At 59.4% G+C, this 17,267-nt stretch carries 20 protein-coding genes; 14 read left to right on the top strand and 6 right to left on the bottom strand.

Annotation, left to right across the window (positions count from 1 at the left end; translation table 11 throughout):
• Positions 1-92 precede the first annotated feature (92 nt).
• The 6 genes from recA (at position 93) to BLS51_RS10955 (ending at position 5,492) form a co-directional block, all read left to right on the top strand.
• Positions 93-1,181 carry a recombinase RecA gene (gene recA, locus BLS51_RS10980; RefSeq protein WP_090182817.1) on the top strand — a complete coding sequence of 363 codons (1,089 nt, stop codon included), beginning with the start codon at positions 93-95 and terminating at the stop codon, positions 1,179-1,181.
• A gap of 62 nt (positions 1,182-1,243) precedes the next feature.
• The gene (gene recX / locus BLS51_RS10975) at positions 1,244-1,702 is read left to right on the top strand and encodes a recombination regulator RecX (protein ID WP_090182819.1); all 459 of its coding nucleotides are present in this window, start codon (positions 1,244-1,246) and stop codon (positions 1,700-1,702) included.
• Between the two features lie 465 nt (positions 1,703-2,167).
• Positions 2,168-3,334 (top strand): ADP-forming succinate--CoA ligase subunit beta, encoded by a 1,167-nt coding sequence (sucC, locus tag BLS51_RS10970; protein WP_090182821.1) that lies wholly within the window; start codon positions 2,168-2,170, stop codon positions 3,332-3,334.
• Between the two features lie 13 nt (positions 3,335-3,347).
• A complete protein-coding gene (gene sucD / locus BLS51_RS10965) occupies positions 3,348-4,229 on the top strand; it encodes a succinate--CoA ligase subunit alpha (protein ID WP_090182823.1) in 882 nt (293 codons plus the stop codon).
• 72 nt (positions 4,230-4,301) lie between these two features.
• Positions 4,302-4,865, top strand: a complete 564-nt coding sequence (locus BLS51_RS10960; protein ID WP_090182825.1) for an FHA domain-containing protein — start codon at positions 4,302-4,304, stop codon at positions 4,863-4,865.
• Between the two features lie 147 nt (positions 4,866-5,012).
• Positions 5,013-5,492, top strand: coding sequence for a pilin (locus tag BLS51_RS10955; protein WP_090182827.1), 480 nt, complete (start codon positions 5,013-5,015; stop codon positions 5,490-5,492).
• Between the two features lie 52 nt (positions 5,493-5,544).
• On the opposite strand, the gene BLS51_RS10950 is transcribed toward BLS51_RS10955, so the two are convergent.
• The gene (locus BLS51_RS10950; RefSeq protein WP_090182830.1) at positions 5,545-6,258 is read right to left on the bottom strand and encodes a flagellar brake protein; all 714 of its coding nucleotides are present in this window, start codon (positions 6,256-6,258) and stop codon (positions 5,545-5,547) included.
• A 224-nt stretch (positions 6,259-6,482) separates the two neighbouring features.
• On the opposite strand from BLS51_RS10950, the gene BLS51_RS29310 reads away from it, so the two are divergent.
• Together BLS51_RS29310 and BLS51_RS10940 are read left to right on the top strand one after the other, a co-directional pair.
• A complete protein-coding gene (locus tag BLS51_RS29310) occupies positions 6,483-7,067 on the top strand; it encodes a hypothetical protein (RefSeq protein WP_139168687.1) in 585 nt (194 codons plus the stop codon).
• A complete protein-coding gene (locus BLS51_RS10940) occupies positions 7,054-7,491 on the top strand; it encodes a hypothetical protein (RefSeq protein ID WP_090182835.1) in 438 nt (145 codons plus the stop codon). The genes BLS51_RS29310 and BLS51_RS10940 overlap by 14 nt, the downstream gene beginning before the upstream one ends.
• Positions 7,492-7,523: 32 nt before the next feature.
• Here the strand turns inward: BLS51_RS10940 and moaC are convergent, their stop codons facing one another.
• Positions 7,524-8,009: a cyclic pyranopterin monophosphate synthase MoaC gene (gene moaC, locus BLS51_RS10935; protein ID WP_090182837.1), complete on the bottom strand. Its 486-nt coding sequence runs from the start codon at positions 8,007-8,009 to the stop codon at positions 7,524-7,526.
• A gap of 103 nt (positions 8,010-8,112) precedes the next feature.
• On the opposite strand from moaC, the gene BLS51_RS10930 reads away from it, so the two are divergent.
• Entirely contained in the window at positions 8,113-9,795 is a 1,683-nt protein-coding gene (locus BLS51_RS10930; protein ID WP_090182840.1) for a M48 family metalloprotease, read from the top strand.
• Here BLS51_RS10930 and BLS51_RS10925 read toward each other — a convergent pair.
• Genes BLS51_RS10925 through BLS51_RS10910 form a run of 4 tightly spaced genes read right to left on the bottom strand, consistent with a single transcriptional unit; the run spans position 9,764 to position 11,951 of the window.
• Positions 9,764-10,354 (bottom strand): DUF2946 family protein, encoded by a 591-nt coding sequence (locus tag BLS51_RS10925; protein WP_090182844.1) that lies wholly within the window; start codon positions 10,352-10,354, stop codon positions 9,764-9,766. The genes BLS51_RS10930 and BLS51_RS10925 overlap by 32 nt on opposite strands.
• The gene (locus BLS51_RS10920) at positions 10,347-11,309 is read right to left on the bottom strand and encodes a YheT family hydrolase (RefSeq protein WP_090182847.1); all 963 of its coding nucleotides are present in this window, start codon (positions 11,307-11,309) and stop codon (positions 10,347-10,349) included. The genes BLS51_RS10925 and BLS51_RS10920 overlap by 8 nt, the downstream gene beginning before the upstream one ends.
• Positions 11,310-11,317: 8 nt before the next feature.
• On the bottom strand, positions 11,318-11,740 hold the full coding sequence (locus BLS51_RS10915) for a YybH family protein (protein WP_090183501.1): 423 nt from the start codon (positions 11,738-11,740) through the stop codon (positions 11,318-11,320).
• A 13-nt stretch (positions 11,741-11,753) separates the two neighbouring features.
• Positions 11,754-11,951 (bottom strand): zinc-finger domain-containing protein, encoded by a 198-nt coding sequence (locus BLS51_RS10910; protein WP_090182849.1) that lies wholly within the window; start codon positions 11,949-11,951, stop codon positions 11,754-11,756.
• A gap of 134 nt (positions 11,952-12,085) precedes the next feature.
• On the opposite strand from BLS51_RS10910, the gene BLS51_RS10905 reads away from it, so the two are divergent.
• The 5 genes from BLS51_RS10905 to fba all read left to right on the top strand — a co-directional run bounded on the left by BLS51_RS10905 (position 12,086) and on the right by fba (position 17,192).
• Positions 12,086-12,832 carry an AzlC family ABC transporter permease gene (locus BLS51_RS10905; RefSeq protein WP_090182853.1) on the top strand — a complete coding sequence of 249 codons (747 nt, stop codon included), beginning with the start codon at positions 12,086-12,088 and terminating at the stop codon, positions 12,830-12,832.
• A complete protein-coding gene (locus tag BLS51_RS10900; protein WP_090182855.1) occupies positions 12,825-13,151 on the top strand; it encodes an AzlD domain-containing protein in 327 nt (108 codons plus the stop codon). The genes BLS51_RS10905 and BLS51_RS10900 overlap by 8 nt, the downstream gene beginning before the upstream one ends.
• A 72-nt stretch (positions 13,152-13,223) precedes the next feature.
• Positions 13,224-14,441, top strand: coding sequence for a phosphoglycerate kinase (locus tag BLS51_RS10895; RefSeq protein ID WP_090182857.1), 1,218 nt, complete (start codon positions 13,224-13,226; stop codon positions 14,439-14,441).
• Between the two features lie 170 nt (positions 14,442-14,611).
• Positions 14,612-16,060 carry a pyruvate kinase gene (gene pyk / locus BLS51_RS10890; RefSeq protein ID WP_090182859.1) on the top strand — a complete coding sequence of 483 codons (1,449 nt, stop codon included), beginning with the start codon at positions 14,612-14,614 and terminating at the stop codon, positions 16,058-16,060.
• Between the two features lie 67 nt (positions 16,061-16,127).
• Positions 16,128-17,192, top strand: coding sequence for a class II fructose-bisphosphate aldolase (gene fba, locus BLS51_RS10885; RefSeq protein ID WP_090182861.1), 1,065 nt, complete (start codon positions 16,128-16,130; stop codon positions 17,190-17,192).
• Positions 17,193-17,267 lie beyond the last annotated feature (75 nt).

The raw sequence follows: 17,267 nt of genomic DNA, 5'->3' as shown, positions 1-17,267 counted from the left end.
CTCAAAGAAATACAAAATCCCGCTTGCATTGAGCACTGTTTTTTTATACAGTGCTACCTGTATTGAACAACCCCACTGGCTGAAAGCACATTATGGACGATAAAAAAGGCGTAGTACCTGCATCTGAAAAAGCCAAGGCGCTGGCTGCTGCGCTGGCCCAGATCGAAAAGCAATTCGGCAAAGGCTCGGTTATGCGCATGGATGCCAGTGCGCCGATCGAAGAAGTCCAGGTCGTGTCGACCGGCTCGCTGGGGCTGGACGTGGCGCTGGGCGTTGGCGGCCTGCCGCGCGGCCGCGTGGTGGAAATCTACGGCCCGGAATCCTCGGGTAAAACCACGCTGACCTTGCAAACTATTGCAGAAATGCAAAAACTGGGCGGTACCTGCGCCTTTATCGATGCCGAGCACGCGCTGGACGTTGGCTATGCGCAGAAACTGGGCGTCAACCTGCACGAGTTGCTGATTTCGCAGCCGGACACCGGCGAACAAGCGCTGGAAATCTGCGATGCACTGGTACGTTCCGGCTCGGTGGACATGGTCGTGGTTGACTCGGTCGCCGCGCTGACGCCGCGTGCCGAGATCGAAGGCGACATGGGTGATTCGCTGCCAGGCCTGCAAGCGCGCCTGATGTCGCAAGCACTGCGCAAGCTGACCGGTTCGATCAATCGCACCAACACGCTGGTCATCTTCATCAACCAGATCCGTATGAAGATCGGTGTGATGTTCGGTTCGCCAGAGACCACCACCGGCGGTAACGCGCTGAAGTTCTACGCCTCGGTGCGCCTGGACATCCGCCGTACCGGCTCGATCAAGTCGGGCGACGAGGTGATCGGCAACGAAACCAAGGTCAAGGTGGTCAAGAACAAGATCGCGCCACCGTTCAAGGAAGCGCACTTCGACATCCTGTACGGCGCCGGTACCTCGCGCGAAGGCGAGATCCTGGACCTGGGCGTGGAAGCCAAGATCGTCGAGAAATCGGGTTCGTGGTACAGCTACAACGGCGAGCGCGTCGGCCAGGGCAAGGACAATGCCCGCGCCTTCCTGCAAGAGCGTCCGGAGCTGGCCTGGGAAATCGAAAACAAGGTACGCGAATCGCTGGGCGTGCGCGTGCTGCCACCACTGGCCACCGACAACACCGTGGTCAAGCTGAAGCCAGGCAAGCCTGAAGCCGACGCCGCGTAAACGTCGTACCCGCGAAAGTGGCCCCGGCTTGCGCCGGGGCGAGCACGCGGTAAAGAGAATTTATGCCAGCACCAAAACTCAGCCTGAAAGCACGGGCTCTGCGCTTTCTCTCCCTGCGCGAACACAGTCGCCTGGAGTTGGCCCGCAAGCTGTCCAAATACGCAGAAGAGGGCGACGACATCGACGCCCTGCTCGACCTGCTGGAGAAGAACAACTGGCTGTCGCAGGAACGCTTCTCCGAATCATTGATCCACCGCCGCGCCGCCCGCTACGGCAACAGCCGCATCGTCGCCGAGCTGCAAAGCCATGGCGTGCAAGGCGAAGCGCTGCACGAACTCAAATCCTCCCTCGCCGATACCGAAATCGAACGCGCCCGCGACATCTGGCAGCGCAAGTTCGGCACGGTCGCCACCGATCCCCAGCAACGCAACAAGCAAATCCGCTTTTTGCTGCAACGTGGCTTTTCCCAGCGCGCGGTCATGCAAGCCGTCAAAGGCGCCGACCTGGACGACCTGGAATAGCCACTTTCCGCAGATGGATTTGTTACTAGTTGAAAATACGCAGATGCTAATTCGGTTCCTTGTGTGCTAAACTTTGTGGGTTTTTGCAGCACCGCGGGTGCGGTGGTTGTCCGTAGAAGCTGCGGCAACGTGCGTTTTTAATAAGAGAAATGCGCCAGGCTGCTAACTAACTAATGCCGCGAGAGCGGTGTCGATCTTATGTCTCTGTTAACTCCAGTTACCCGTCGTGCGCTGTGTGCACGCGCGCCACAGCTGTCCCCAGTGAGGACGGCGTGCGGGTTATTGGCAGCCCCTCTGCATCAACTGTTTCAATCCGAAGAATTCCAAGTCCTGCCCCGTTACCTCGGCGCAGCGGCGAAGTTTTACCCGCGCTGGGTGGACAAAGCAGCACCGGGTAGCGCGTAGCAACAATATCTGCTTAATCATTCAACCGATTTTATACATAGCATCAGAAGGGAAGCCAGCATGAAGATCCATGAGTATCAAGGCAAAGAAATTCTCCGAAAATACGGAGTGACGGTACCGCGCGGTATTCCGTGCATGACCGTAGAAGAAGCAGTTAAAGCTGCTGAAACCTTGGGCGGCCCAGTCTGGGTTGTGAAAGCACAGATCCACGCCGGTGGCCGTGGTAAAGGCGGCGGCGTGAAAGTTGCCAAGTCGCTGGAACAAGTCAAAGAATACGCTGACCAAATCATGGGCATGCAGCTGATCACCCATCAGACCGGCCCAGAAGGTCAAAAAGTACGTCGCCTGCTGATCGAAGAAGGCGCCGACATCAAGCAAGAACTGTACGTATCGCTGGTGACCGACCGCGTGACCCAGCGCGTTGTGCTGATGGCCTCGTCGGAAGGCGGCATGGACATCGAAGAAGTTGCTGAGTCCCACCCGGAAAAAATCCACTCGATCGCTATCGATCCAGCAGTGGGCCTGACCGACGCTGAAGCCGCTGGCATCGCCGCGAAAATCGGCGTGCCGGAAGGCTCGATCGCTGATGCCGTCACCAACCTGCAAGGCCTGTACAAAGCCTACTGGGAAACCGACTCGTCGCTGGCCGAAATCAACCCGCTGATCGTTACCGGTTCGGGCAAGATCATCGCGCTGGACGCGAAATTCAACTTCGACGCCAACGCACTGTTCCGTCAACCAGAAATCGTTGCTTACCGCGACATCGACGAAGAAGATCCAGCTGAAGTTGAAGCATCGAAATTCGACCTGGCCTACATCTCGCTGGACGGCAACATCGGCTGCCTGGTCAACGGCGCCGGTCTGGCCATGGCGACCATGGACACCATCAAGCTGTTCGGCGGCGAGCCTGCCAACTTCCTGGACGTCGGCGGTGGCGCCACGGCTGAGAAAGTCACCGAAGCCTTCAAGATCATGTTGAAAAACCCAGGCCTGAAAGCCATCCTGGTCAACATCTTCGGCGGCATCATGCGTTGCGACGTGATCGCCGAAGGCGTCATCACCGCATCGAAAGCTGTTTCGCTGCAAGTACCGCTGGTAGTCCGCATGAAGGGCACCAACGAAGATCTGGGCAAGAAAATGCTGGCTGAATCCGGCCTGCCGATCATCGCCGCCGACACCATGGAAGATGCAGCGAAGAGCGTTGTTGCAGCCGCTGCTGGTAAATAATTAAGGAACCGATATGTCTATTCTGATCAACAAAGACACCAAAGTCATCACCCAGGGTATCACCGGTAAAACCGGCCAGTTCCACACCCGCATGTGCCGCGAATACGCGAACGGCAAAAACGCTTTCGTAGCAGGCGTGAACCCGAAGAAAGCCGGCGAAGATTTCGAAGGCATCCCAATTTTCGGTTCGGTCAAAGAAGCCGCATCGAACACCGGCGCCACCGTGTCGGTGATCTACGTGCCGCCAGCAGGCGCTGCTGCCGCGATCTGGGAAGCTGTTGAAGCCGAACTGGAACTGGCAATTTGCATCACCGAAGGCATTCCTGTCCGTGACATGATGGCCCTGAAAGATCGCATGGCCAAAGCCGGTTCGAAAACCCTGCTGCTGGGCCCTAACTGCCCAGGCCTGATCACCCCTGACGAAATCAAGATCGGCATCATGCCAGGTCACATTCACCGCAAGGGCCGTATCGGCGTGGTATCGCGTTCGGGCACCCTGACCTATGAAGCAGTGGGTCAGCTGACCGCACTGGGCCTGGGCCAATCGTCGGCAGTTGGTATCGGCGGCGACCCGATCAATGGTCTGAAGCACATCGACATCATGAAGATGTTCAACGAAGATCCTGATACCGACGCGGTCATCATGATCGGCGAAATCGGCGGTCCGGACGAAGCCAACGCTGCGCGTTGGGTCAAAGACAACATGAAGAAACCGGTCGTTGGCTTCATCGCTGGCGTTACCGCTCCTCCAGGCAAGCGCATGGGCCACGCCGGCGCGCTGATCTCGGGCGGCGCTGACACTGCGCAAGCCAAGCTGGACATCATGGAAGAGTGCGGCATCAAAGCCACCAAAAATCCATCGGAAATGGCACGCCTGCTGAAAGCAATGCTGTAATTTTCCGCCACCTAGCTGTGGAATAATGAAGGGGAGCCGCGTGCTCCCCTTTATTTTTTTGGAGGTGCAGGATTGGCCAAGCTCATCATCTCGCGCAACGGACAGGTCGAACAGCAGATCCAGCTCAGCAAGGAGCGCATGACGCTCGGGCGGCATCCGCGCAACGATATCGTGCTGGCGGACCCGGCGGTCAGTGGCGAGCATGCGGCCATCGTCACCATCCTTGACGATTCCTTTCTTGAAGACTTGCATAGCACTAACGGCACCTTCGTCAACGGCCACCGCATTGGCAAACATTTCCTGCAGCACCAGGACGTCATCAAGATGGCGCGCTATGAGGTTTCATTTTTAGCTGACGGCATCCGCCCGCTGGCGGCAGCGCAGCCGGTGCTGGCCGAACTGGCAATCTTGAACGGCAGCGATGCCGGCAAGCATGTCGCGCTGACCAGGCCGCAGACCGCGCTGGGCGGCGTGGTGATCCAGCGGCATCCGCAGTTTTACACGATTACTCACACCGAGGGCGCTGCGACGTCGCTGTTGAACGGCACGCCGCTGGATGCGCAGGTGGCCGAACGCCTCAGCGACGGCGACGTTATCGATCTGGACGGAACGCACATGACATTCCGCGTCGCCTGACAATTATTGTCAGGTCCGCCTGACAAAAAGCGGCAGTTTACGCAGCATTTTGCGGAAAAACTGGGCAAAAACCGGTTGGCACGGCAGTTGCAGTAAGGGAGATGTAGCACCCAACTACGTGTTTAATAATCCCGGAGGAGTCGCAACATGAAATCCATGAAAATGATGAAACAACAGGCGCAGGCTGGCTTTACGCTGATCGAGCTGATGATTGTGGTGGCCATTATCGGCATCCTGGCCGCAGTGGCGATTCCCGCCTACAGCAATTACACTGTCAAGGCCAAGGTCGCCAATGCACAAGGTGCCGTGGATTCGCTGAAGACTGCTGTGGCGCTGTGCGCCCAGGAAGCCGGCGGTACGCTGACGACTTGCAGCACCGGCGCTGCCGGCATCCCGACCTTTACGCCAACCAAGGAAGTCAGCGCCGCCACCGTGGCAGCCGGTGTGATCACCGCCACCTTCAACACCGGCGTCGGCACCGGCGTCGACAGCGCCAATGTTATCTACACGCCGAACATTGCCCCCGGCGCGACCAACCTGACCTGGACCGTCAACGCTACCGCCGTGACCAACACGGCCGCCAAGGAAGCATTGGAGAAAAACAGCGTGCCGGCGCCATCAACGTAATCGCTTGATGCTGGCATAACAAACCCGGCGCTTGCCGGGTTTTGTCGTTTACTCAGACGATTTTCTGGCGGTCGGCGATCAATGCCTCGTAGGTCAGGTTTTGCAGCATGGTGTAGTGGACCGGGTCCAGGTCGATAAACTGCACGCCGTAGGTGAACACTTCCGGCTTGTCGCTGGTAGCCGGCTTGACCACGTTGATGTTGCGAATAGTCGCATTCGGATTGACGCGCACCTGGCGGTTGCCAGGCTGGGCGATCAGATAGAACGACAGCGCCACCTGCGCCTCACCGTCTGACAACTGCTTGGGCGACTCGATCAGCGCGCCCGACACACTCAGGTTGACCAGGAACACCGAGGTGGCGGCGCCGGCAGCATTGGTCACCTGCGCCGGGATATCGACCTTGACCCGCATTGCCGCGCGCAAGCTGGTGCCCTGGATGGATACGGGGAAAGTCAGGTGGGCATAGAACAGCGGGCGCGGGAACACCCGCTGCACCACGCTGGAGAACGAACACACGTTCACGCCGGAGAACACGCGGATGGTCAGCTTGTCGCCATCGTTGAGCGCGATCGGCGCGCCGTTCTCGAACGGCACTTTGACGATCATGTACTCATCCTTGGCCCAGCCGATCAGCGTGGAGAAGTGCTGGATCGGCTTCATGGTGCGATGGGTGATGAATTGAATCCTGCCGCCCACCTGCAGGTTCATTTGCTCGAACTCGTACTCCTGAGTCTTGGCTTCGGCTGGCGGAGGGTTGCTGCTCATGCAAACTCTTTCTTATGTGCGCAAAACGGCTACGGTGACAATACCGTCAAAAATTGTTCCTGCGACATTAATTATATGCGTGCCAACGAAAGGTTACAATCAGACAATACAACACATTGCTCATAGGTCTGCTGAGGTTCCTGCCCAGATTTAAACCATGTGTGATAAATTTCACGCATGAATTGCATTTCCAGCAAGTGGCGAAGTAACTATGAAGGAAAAGCATGTACGCCGTAGCAGACATACACTTTAAAAAGCCTGTTAGCCCAGCGACATTATTTGCTCCGCTACCGCTCCAGCAAATACAAAACGCTCTGGCGCAAACTGTCTTTTCAGTTGATCCTGCAAGTGCAGGAAACGTCGTTTATGGACAAACAACCAGATCAATTGCATATATCGTTGTTCAATTAGGGCCTAAGCAACTTCAGCTCCATATGGAATGTACGCTGGTGTTGGGCAGCTTAGGAGAGACTAAACTTGAACTTGAGCGCGTATTGAAGACTCTGATAGATACTGCAAAATTGACCAATCAAAAGCATGAGAGTGTCGAAATAACAATCTACGCGGAGAACAATCGCATTGCCGCAGGGCGATATCGTCCTTTTGGCGAAATACTTGTGCACAGATTTAGAGAGACTATTATTGGTGACGCCCTCTTTGCGTTGGTGCCTGCCGTCGTCACAGGTATGTATAGCAAGGACTTTATCCAGGCGTGCTTAACGCTTGGTTCGGCAATGTTGGTTATGTTGATTTGGATGTTTGTTGAAGCGAAAACGCTTCAAAAGGAAGTGAGTTATGAAGACGTCTAACTTTGAAGTGGATTTCATCAAAAGGCTGCGCCAGCACGTGGAGGATAACTACCCGGAGTTGGAATTTATCGCCGCCTTAAGAGGTAACCTTGATCGGTCGGTCATTCTGGAAACGCCTGATGCGCTACTGTATAACAGTCGAACTAGCCAAGCTTTGGCGGTAGAGGTGAAGGGAGGATCAAGCGTTAGCTCTGTGCCTGCCGCCTCAATTTTGTCGTTAAAAGCGATGAAAAAACTAAAGCTGTTATTTGATAAGCCAGTGCATAAGGTAGCTGTTGTGTTGGTTACCAGTGCGTTTCTTCCGCCCGCTATCAGAGCGATGCTGGATGACGCGGGCATCTATTCCATCGCTATTGATGCACACGTCGATCCCATCAGATCATTCGATGAAGTCCTGGCTAGCTTTGTCGATAGCCGCCTATAAACCACTATCCCAAAAAATTGGCATAGCCGCACTTAGCTGGTCGCGCTCCAGTCGCCCGACTTGCCGCCGTGCTTTTCGGTGACGCGGATGTTGGACATGACCATGCCGCGATCCACGGCTTTACACATGTCGTAAATGGTCAGCAGGCCGACCTGGACGGCGGTGAGGGCTTCCATTTCGACGCCGGTCTTGCCGTAGGTTTCGACTTGCGCCTTGCAGTGGACGCTGGCGTTGGCTTCGTCGGTTTCGAAGTCGACGGCTACGCGGGTCAGGGCCAGCGGGTGGCATAGCGGGATCAGGTCGCTGGTGCGCTTGGAGGCCATGATGGCGGCGATGCGGGCGATGCCGAGCACGTCGCCTTTCTTGGCCGTGCCGCTGAGGATGATGGCCAGTGTCTCCGGCTTCATGCGGATCGAGCCGCTGGCCAGCGCGATGCGGTGGGTTTCCGCCTTGGCGCCAACGTCGACCATGTGGGCTTGTCCGGTGGCGTCAAAATGGGTCAGGTGGTCGGTGGTCATGATAGCTGCTTAAAATGAGTCATAATGTGGCACTAAGTTTTCGTGCCCAAGTTGCGGCTATCATATCACCGTGAATGCAAAACGCTCCTCTTACTCTGGCCGCATGCGCGCTGTCGCTGCGGCCCTGCTGCTCGCCATGCCGGTGGCCATGGCGCAGAACACGATCGCGCCCGCCCGGATTCCGAACTTGCCTTCGCTGGGCGGCACCGAGAGCCAGGACCTGTCACCGCTGATGGAGCGCAAGATCGGCGAGGAAATCATGCGCGATATCCGCCGTGACCGCGATTATCTCGACGACGGCCCGATCCTGGAGTACATGAATACCTTCGGCAACACGCTGGTGGACGCCCGTCCGGGCGCACGCGGTGAGGCCAAGTACGATTACTTTTTCTTTGTGGTGCGTGATCCGCAGCTGAACGCGTTCGCGCTGCCCGGCGGTTTCATCGCCGTGCACTCGCAACTGCTGTTGCAGGCGCAGAATGAGTCCGAACTGGCGTCTGTGCTGGGCCACGAGATCGGCCACGTGGTGCAGCGCCACATCGCCCGTTCCATCGGCCAGCAGAAACAGGACGCGCTGATTCCGCTGGCGGCGATGATCCTGGCGGCGCTGGCGTCGCGCGCCGGTGGCGATGCGGCCATGGGCGTGTTTCTCGGTGGCCAGGGTGTGGCGATCCAGCGGCAGCTGAACTTTGGCCGCGAAGCCGAACGCGAGGCTGACCGTATCGGCTTGCAGATCATGGGCGAGGCAGGTTTCGATACCTCGGGCATGGTGGCCTTCTTCCAGCAGATGCAGGCGTCAACCAAGAACTACAGCGACCTGGTGCCAGCCTGGCTGCTTACCCACCCGCTGCCAGCCGAACGTATCGCCGATATCCAGGCGCGTATCCGCGAACATCCGTACAAGCAGCGTTCCGACAGCCTGGACTTTTTCCTGGTGCGTTCGCGCGCCCGTGTGTTGCAGGATCAGAGCAGCAACGGTTATAGCGAATCCAAAACCTTCTTCGAGAACCAGATCAAGCAGGACAGCTGGCAGCAGAAGACCGCCGGCCAGTACGGCATGGCCTTCCTCAGCATGAAGCAGGGCGACACCGTCGCCGCGCAAAGCTGGCTGGACAAGGCGCACGAGACCGTCAACCGTCCGCCGCCGGCCGGCGTCTTCAGCGCTGGCCCGCGCAGCAAGGCAGAGTCCATCTTTGCCGCGACGTCGATCGAGATCAAGCTGGCGCAGCCGGATAACAAGGCAATGCTGGCCAAGGCGGTGGAAGAGGCCGATGCGGCCCGGCAGAAATTCCCGCTGTCGCGCGGCATCGCCCATCAGTACGGCGAGGCCTTGCTGAAGGCCGACAAGCTGGAGGAGGCTGGCGTCTACCTGCGCGATCAGGTGCAGTTGTATCGCGAAGATATCGAAGCCTACGATTTGCTGGCACAGGTGTATTCCAAGCAGGGCAAGCTGGCCTTGCAGCATATTGCGCTGGCGGAATCGTACAACCTGCAAGGCGGCGTGATGGCCGCGCTGGACCAGCTGGGCTATGCGCGCAAGTCGCCCGATGCGTCGTTCTATGACCAGTCGCTGATCGATGCGCGCGAGCGTGAGTGGCAGGCGGCACGCCGCGAGGCGATGGGCGACAAGGGCAAGAAGGAGTTGGCCGAGTCACGCCCGGCCTTCAAGGCGGAGATGAAGTCCGCGACCGACGATGATGATCGCTTCAATCCCTACGCCAGCCCGCTCGACCGCCTGCGCAAGATGACCGATCCTACGCTGCCGTCGGGGCCGACGGTACGCTGACAAAGCCGAAGCGTGTCGCCAGCTGATCGGCGGCGATGCGCTCGATCGCTACACCATCCAGGCTGAGCACGCCTTGTGCGTCGCCTGCCATCCATTCCAGCAAGACCTCATCGCCGACCGGCGCGCCTTCCAGCAGCAGACGCGGCAGCACGTCGGCGAAGTCGCGGTCGTCGAGCTGGGCGACCACATCGCCGCTGCACAAGATCAGCGTGCCGTCGCTGGTCAGCAGCACCGCATCGGGCGGGCCGAGCGCTGCGCCGGTGTGCAGCAGCAAGCCGGCGGACGGATCGGTGCGCACGATGTATGGCGTCGCTTCCAGCTGCACATAGACACGCTGCGGGCCATTCTGGAAATACCAGCAGCCGCGTTCATCGGCTGCGTAATTGCGCGTGATGAAGCCGACCAGCGCGGCGTTGCTCAGCTTGTCGCCCGGCAGGTTGAGGTGCTGGGCACGCTCGTCGCGCATGCGCCAGTGGCCGCGCGCGTCCAGCCCCAGCCAGCCGTAGCAGTGAGGCACATTGGGCCATTTGGCCAGCGCCTGTTTGACGATGTCATCCATGTTGTTCGAGGAAAGTAATCAGCTTTTTCGGCAGCCAGTTGATGCTGCCCGGCGGACCGCCGACGGCAAAGCCGACATGGCCGCCGTGCTCAGGATAGTCCAATACCACGCGCGATGACGCACGCTGCGGCAAATGGCGGCCCGGCAGGAACGGATCGTTCCTGGCGTTCAGCACCAGCGTCGGCACGGTAATATCGTTCAACACGTGCTTGGCGCTGGCGCGGTTCCAGTAGTCATCAGTATCGCGGTAGCCGTGCAGCGGCGCGGTGACGACGTTGTCGAAGGCGTACAGGTCGCGCGCGGCGTGCAGCGCATCGAGGTCGAACAGGCCGGGGAATTGCTGTAGTTTGGCTACGCACTTGGGCTTCAGCGTTTGCAGGAACATGCGCGTGTAGAGCATATTGAAGCCGCTCGACAGCGACACGCCACCTTGCGCCAGGTCCAGCGGCGCCGACACTGCGCAGGCGGCATCAACGAAATCGGCCTGGTGCTGCGATTCGCCCAGCCAGCGCAGCAGCGCGTTGCCGCCCAGCGAAACGCCGGTGGCGTAGAACTTTCCATGCTTGCCGGCGCCGGCGCCGGCGTGGCGGGTGTGCAGGCGGCGGATCACCCAGTCGATCTCGGCAGCGTCGCCCGAGTGGTAGAAGCGCGGTGCGCGGTTGGCTTCGCCCGAGCAGCCGCGGAAGTGCGGCACTGCGCCGGACCAGCCGCGCGCCTGCACGTCGGCCATGAGTGCGCGCGCGTAATGGCTGTCGGAAGAACCTTCGAGGCCGTGGAATAGCACGACAAAAGGCTGGCCTGGCTTGCCATCGACAAAATCGACGTCGATGAAGTCGCCGTCCGGCGCATCCCAGCGCTCGCGCCGGAACTTTACCGGCGGCTTGCTGACGGCAATCGCCGGATAAATGGTTTGCAGGTGGCCGCTAGGCAGCCAGAACGGCGCGGTGTACTTCACGGCAGGGCTTAGTGCAGGATTTGTGCGTGTGATTCTATCGGCGCCGGGCCTGGCGCAATCGATACATGATGCAGCACGATGCGCCAGCCTTTCGGCATTTTTGCATAGACATTGGTGGCGATCAAATGCGCCGGCTCGCCACTGGCGGCGGTGGCGCCTTCGATCACCACGTGGACCGAACTCATCAATGTATGCGTTTCGTGCAGCGAGGAGGGCAGGATGTGCAGCCCGCCATGCTCAAGAATGGCCGCCCAGGAACTGCGGATGGCGGCGTGGCCGATCAGCCGCTGGCCGCCCGGGTGGACGCAGACGATTTCGTCATCGTCCGCCCACAGCGCCATCAGCGCATCCAGGTCGGCGCGGTTGAGGGCGTCGTAAAAGGCCGCTTCGGTTTCTGCGGCGCTACCGTTATGCGTCTTCTTGGTCGGCATGGCGGCGGCTTGATTAGTGGTGGCCCACAACCGTGCCTGGCTTCAGCTTGTAAGCCGTGCCGCAGTACGGGCATTTGGCAACGCCGTGGGCGTCAAATTCCAGGAAGACGCGCGGGTGCGACGACCACAGTGGCATGGCTGGGTTCGGGCAGTGTGCCGGCAGATCTTTGCCATCGAGTTCTACGGCGGTAACGGCGTTTGCTTGGGTCATTTCTTGTGGCTCCGGATGGCTAAGAGAAAAGCACGATTTTAACGGATTCGCGCATGGAGCAAAAATCGTCGGTAAAATAGCGCCTCTACAACACCGGCCTGGCCCTTCATGTGGCAGGAATGCCACAACCATCCATGAGCGAAATCAGTAGCACTGCCACGGCGCCCTGCGTCGCCGCCCACCACGAACCTTCGTGGCGCGAAGGCGTCAAGACCGGCATGCCATCGCTGTTTGGCATTGGTGCCTGGGGCCTGGTGGTGGGCATCGCCATGGTCAAGTCCGGGTTGACGATACCGCAGGCGCTGGGCATGACGCTGGTGGTGTTTGCCGGCTCCGCGCAGCTGGCGGCATTGCCGCTGATCGCTGCCGATGCGCCGATCTGGGTGATTTTCCTGACGGCGGTGGTGGTCAACTTGCGCTTCGTCATCTTCTCTGCACTGCTGGCGCCGCACTTTTCCCATCTGCCATGGCGGCAGCGCCTGACGCTGGGCTACGTGGCAGGCGACATGACGGTGGCGCTATTCCTGCAAAAATACCCGTCGGAGGCGCCGCAAGTCGGCAAGTTGTCGTATTTGAAAGGCTTGCTGTATCCAAACTGGGCTTCGTGGCAGGTCGGATCGATTGCCGGCATCTTCCTGGGCAGCACCGTGCCGCCGGAATGGGGCCTGAGCTTTGCCGGCACGCTGGCGATTATTTGCGTGATGATCCCGCTGATGGTTGGCCGTCCGGCGCTGGCCGGCGTGCTGGTGGCGGGCGCCGTGTCGGTGCTGGCGCATGACCTGCCTTATAAGCTGGGCCTGCTGGCGGCGGTGCTGGTCGGCATGCTGACCGCCATGGTCATCGAAGAAACCGCTGAAAAATGGAGAAGCAAGCGTGGCTGATTGGGAAATCTGGCTGGTGATCCTGGTGCTGGCGCTGGCAACCGCCTGCACGCGCAGCTCGTTCTGGCTGATCGGCCATCACATCACCATCCCCAAGCGGGTGCAGGAAATGCTGCGTTATGCGCCGGCCTGCGCGCTGGCGGCGATTGTCGCGCCGGACCTGATCCTGGCGGCAGATGGCAAGGCGGTGCTGGATGCCAGCAATCTGAAGCTGATCTCCGGCGTTGTTGCCACGATTTATTATTTACTGCGGCGCAATATGCTGGAAACCATCATATTTGGCATGGCTTTCTTTACGGCACTAAGGCTGATTCTGTAACTTAATAACAGAAAAATCACGTTAAGCTTCAGGTAAAATAGCGGTCTTCCAACAACTCGACCTTGGGTAGCCATGTCCGCTGTTCTGAACTTCATCCGTCTGCAAGACCTCATCGATCAAAACGCACTGCAAGGCAAACGCGTTTTCATCCGCGCCGACCTGAACGTGCCGCAGGATGATGCCGGCAATATCACCGAAGATACGCGTATCCGCGCTTCCGTTCCTGCCATTAAGGCAGCAGTTGCCGCTGGCGCCAAGGTCATGGTCACGTCCCACCTGGGCCGTCCGACCGAAGGCGAGTTCAAGGCAGAAGACAGCTTGGCGCCAGTCGCCAAGCGCCTGTCCGAGCTGCTGGGCCAGCCGGTCGAGCTGAAGCAGAACTGGGTGGATGGCGCTGGCCTGGAAGACCTGCAAGCCGGCCAGGTCGTGCTGCTGGAAAACGTTCGCGTCAACAAGGGCGAGAAAAAGAACATCGACGAACTGGCGCAGAAAATGGCCGCTTTGTGCGACATCTACGTCAATGACGCTTTCGGCACCGCGCACCGCGCGGAAGCGTCGACGCACGGCATCGCCAAGTTCGCGCCGGTGGCTGCCGCTGGCCCGCTGCTGGCCGCCGAGTTGGACGCGCTGGGCAAGGCGCTTGGCGCACCAGCCCGCCCGCTGCTGGCCATCGTCGCCGGCTCGAAAGTCTCGACCAAGCTGTCGATCCTGGAATCGCTGGCCGATAAAGTAGATAATCTGATCGTTGGCGGCGGCATCGCCAACACCTTCATGCTGGCCGCCGGCCTGAAAATCGGTAAATCGCTGGCCGAGCCGGACCTGGTCGGCGCCGCCAAAATCATCATCGAGAAGCTGGCTGCGCGCGGCGCGCAAGTGCCGATTCCGGTCGATGTCGTGACCGCCAAGGAATTCTCGCCAACCGCTGCCGCCACTGTCAAAGACGTTAAAGATGTCGCAGATGACGACATGATCCTGGATATCGGCCCTAAAACCGCCGCCATCCTGGCCGAGCAGATTGGCACCGCCGGCACCATCGTGTGGAACGGCCCGGTCGGCGTATTCGAATTCGACCAGTTCGCCGAAGGCACCAAAACGCTGGCGCTGGCCATCGCCCAGTCGAAGGCGTTCTCGATCGCCGGCGGTGGCGACACGCTGGCGGCCATCGCCAAGTACAACATCACTGAACAGGTGGGCTATATCTCCACCGGCGGCGGCGCTTTCCTGGAGTTCCTGGAAGGTAAAACCCTGCCGGCGGTCGAGATCCTGACCCAGCGCGCCGCAGCAAAGTAAAAAGAATAGCACGGTCGTGCTTTGTAGCAAACTAACAGTAGAATCCAGGTAATGCCTGGGAAGGGCATCAAATCTGTAGCAGATTTACAGATTTGATGACTTAACCATAATAAACCCGGGTTTCCGCGCTGTGCGGGAACTGTTCGCATGACCTATTGCTAAGGAATACTATGTCTCGTAGCACCAAAATTGTCGCCACGATCGGCCCAGCTTCTACCGACTTCAACGTACTGGTCAAAATGATCCGTGCAGGGGTGGATGTCGTGCGCCTGAATTTCTCGCACGGCAAGGCGCAGGATCACATCGACCGCGCGCGCCTGGTGCGCGAAGCTGCTGCCGAGTGCGGCCGCGAAGTGGCGATCATGGCGGACATGCAGGGCCCGAAAATCCGCGTTGGCAAATTTGAGAACGGCAAGATCGAACTGGCCAAGGGCGACAAGTTCATCCTCGACGCCAAGTGGGGCGAGAACGGCGAACTTGGCAACCAGGACCGCGTTGGCCTGGACTACAAGGCGCTGCCGCAAGACGTGCGCCCGGACGACCAACTGCTGCTGAATGACGGCCTGATCGTGCTGGTGGTGGAAAAAGTGGTGGGCAGCGAGATTTACACGGTGGTCAAGATCGGTGGTGAACTGTCCAACAACAAGGGCATCAACCGCCTGGGCGGCGGCCTGACCGCGCCGGCGCTGACCGCCAAGGACATGGAAGACATCAAGACGGCCATGAGTTTCCAGTGTGATTACCTGGCGATCTCGTTCCCGAAAAGTGCGACCGATATGGAGATGGCGCGCCAGCTGGCGAATATCGCCGGCGAGCCGTTCGGCCACAAGCCGCTGATGATCGCCAAGATCGAGCGCGCCGAAGCGATCCCGCTGCTGCAGGAGATCCTCGACGCGTCGGACGGCATCATGGTCGCGCGTGGCGACCTGGCGGTGGAAGTGGGCAATGCGGCGGTGCCGGCATTGCAGAAGCGCATGATCCGCATGGCGCGCGAATCGAACAAGCTGGCGATCACCGCGACCCAGATGATGGAGTCGATGATCTTCAACGCCGTGCCGACCCGCGCTGAAGTGTCGGACGTGGCCAACGCCGTGCTGGATGGCACCGATGCCGTGATGACGTCGGCCGAAACCGCATCGGGCCGCTACCCGATTGAAACAGTGGAAATGATGGCTGCCATTTGCGTGGAAGCCGAGCAGTCCGAGTACAACAAGCTGGACGCCGACTTCCTGAATGCGACCTTCACCCGCATCGACCAGTCGATCGCCTATGGCGCGCTGTTCACCGCGCACCACCTGGCGGTGAAGGCGATTGTGGCGCTGACCGAGTCCGGTTCGACCGCGCTGTGGATGAGCCGTCACAACATTGATACGCCGATTTTCGCGCTGACACCATCGACCACCACCTTGCGCAAGGTGGCGCTGTATCGCAACGTGAAGGCATACAATTTGCTTCAGGAAGGCGGCAGCGCCGCTGTGCTGAAGAAGGCCGAAGAACTGCTGGTCGCGCAAGGCGTGGTCAAGAAGGGCGATCTGATTGTCGTGACCTGGGGCTCGCCGATGGGCCAGGTTGGCGGCACCAATGCGCTGAAGATCGTCAAGGTCGGCGAATTTAGTTAATTCAACCGGTCGTCGGGGATGACGACGGACCGGTGACAGGTTTTTTTATTGTTATTGGAGTATTACCATGTCCCTCGTATCCATGCGTCAACTGCTGGACCATGCCGCTGAAAACGGCTATGGCATCCCTGCGTTCAACGTCAACAATCTGGAACAAGTGCAGGCCATCATGGCTGCTGCTGACGCGCTGAACGCACCGGTCATCATGCAAGCTTCTGCCGGCGCGCGTAAATACGCTGGCGAAGCGTTCCTGCGTCACCTGATCGACGCCGCCATCGAAGCTTACCCGCACATCCCGGTCGTCATGCACCAGGACCACGGCCAGTCGCCGGCGGTCTGCATGGCCGCGATCCGCTCGGGCTTCAGCTCGGTGATGATGGACGGCTCGCTGGAAGCCGACGGCAAATCGGTGGCTTCCTACGAGTACAACGTTGAAGTCTCGCGTGAAGTGGTCAAGTTCTCGCACGCCATCGGCGTGACGGTGGAAGCCGAACTGGGCGTGCTCGGTTCGCTGGAAACCATGAAGGGCGACAAGGAAGACGGCCACGGCGCCGACGGCCTGATGACCCGCGAACAACTGCTGACCGACGTCGCGCAAGCCGCCGACTTCGTGCAGAAAACCCAGTGCGACGCGCTGGCCATCGCCATCGGCACCTCGCACGGTGCTTACAAGTTCACCCGCAAGCCTACCGGCGACATCCTGGCGATCGACCGCATCAAGGAAATCCACGCGCGCATCCCGAACACCCACTTGGTGATGCACGGTTCGTCGTCGGTGCCGCAGGAACTGCTGGCCATCATCCGCGAATTCGGCGGTGACATGAAGGAAACCTACGGCGTGCCGGTCGAAGAGATCCAGGAAGGCATCCGTCACGGCGTGCGCAAGATCAACATCGATACCGACATCCGCCTGGCCATGACTGCCGCCGTGCGTCAGTACATGTTCCAGAACCCGTCGAAATTCGACCCGCGCGACTTCCTCAAGCCCGCCCGCCTGGCTGCCGAGCAAGTGGTACGCGCCCGCTTCCAGGCTTTCGGCTGCGAAGGCCAGGCGTCGAAAATCAAGCAAATTCCTCTGGAAAAAATGGCCGAGCGCTACAAAGCCGGCGAGCTGTCCCAGATTGTGAAGTAAAATCTCGTTTTGGAACGGCTTGGTCCTTTCGGATCAAGCCGACTCTTTCGACCGGCGATCGAGCATTCCTCCATC

This window comes from Duganella sp. OV510 (assembly GCF_900100205.1).
Lineage (GTDB): Bacteria > Pseudomonadota > Gammaproteobacteria > Burkholderiales > Burkholderiaceae_D > Rugamonas.
This window is presented reverse-complemented; position numbering and strand designations above follow the sequence as displayed.

What these genes read in the sequence shown, in the direction of transcription:
- sucD (WP_090182823.1), top strand. Translation starts at nt 3,348, where the DNA reads ATGTCTATTCTGATCAACAAAGACACCAAAGTCATCACCCAGGGTATC.
- BLS51_RS29310 (WP_139168687.1), top strand. Translation starts at nt 6,483, where the DNA reads ATGTACGCCGTAGCAGACATACACTTTAAAAAGCCTGTTAGCCCAGCG.
- BLS51_RS10905 (WP_090182853.1), top strand. Translation starts at nt 12,086, where the DNA reads ATGAGCGAAATCAGTAGCACTGCCACGGCGCCCTGCGTCGCCGCCCAC.
- recA (WP_090182817.1), top strand. Translation starts at nt 93, where the DNA reads ATGGACGATAAAAAAGGCGTAGTACCTGCATCTGAAAAAGCCAAGGCG.
- recX (WP_090182819.1), top strand. Translation starts at nt 1,244, where the DNA reads ATGCCAGCACCAAAACTCAGCCTGAAAGCACGGGCTCTGCGCTTTCTC.
- pyk (WP_090182859.1), top strand. Translation starts at nt 14,612, where the DNA reads ATGTCTCGTAGCACCAAAATTGTCGCCACGATCGGCCCAGCTTCTACC.
- BLS51_RS10925 (WP_090182844.1), bottom strand. Translation starts at nt 10,354, where the DNA reads ATGGATGACATCGTCAAACAGGCGCTGGCCAAATGGCCCAATGTGCCT.
- moaC (WP_090182837.1), bottom strand. Translation starts at nt 8,009, where the DNA reads ATGACCACCGACCACCTGACCCATTTTGACGCCACCGGACAAGCCCAC.
- BLS51_RS10940 (WP_090182835.1), top strand. Translation starts at nt 7,054, where the DNA reads ATGAAGACGTCTAACTTTGAAGTGGATTTCATCAAAAGGCTGCGCCAG.
- fba (WP_090182861.1), top strand. Translation starts at nt 16,128, where the DNA reads ATGTCCCTCGTATCCATGCGTCAACTGCTGGACCATGCCGCTGAAAAC.
- BLS51_RS10955 (WP_090182827.1), top strand. Translation starts at nt 5,013, where the DNA reads ATGAAATCCATGAAAATGATGAAACAACAGGCGCAGGCTGGCTTTACG.
- BLS51_RS10910 (WP_090182849.1), bottom strand. Translation starts at nt 11,951, where the DNA reads ATGACCCAAGCAAACGCCGTTACCGCCGTAGAACTCGATGGCAAAGAT.
- BLS51_RS10895 (WP_090182857.1), top strand. Translation starts at nt 13,224, where the DNA reads ATGTCCGCTGTTCTGAACTTCATCCGTCTGCAAGACCTCATCGATCAA.
- BLS51_RS10915 (WP_090183501.1), bottom strand. Translation starts at nt 11,740, where the DNA reads ATGCCGACCAAGAAGACGCATAACGGTAGCGCCGCAGAAACCGAAGCG.
- sucC (WP_090182821.1), top strand. Translation starts at nt 2,168, where the DNA reads ATGAAGATCCATGAGTATCAAGGCAAAGAAATTCTCCGAAAATACGGA.
- BLS51_RS10930 (WP_090182840.1), top strand. Translation starts at nt 8,113, where the DNA reads ATGCGCGCTGTCGCTGCGGCCCTGCTGCTCGCCATGCCGGTGGCCATG.
- BLS51_RS10950 (WP_090182830.1), bottom strand. Translation starts at nt 6,258, where the DNA reads ATGAGCAGCAACCCTCCGCCAGCCGAAGCCAAGACTCAGGAGTACGAG.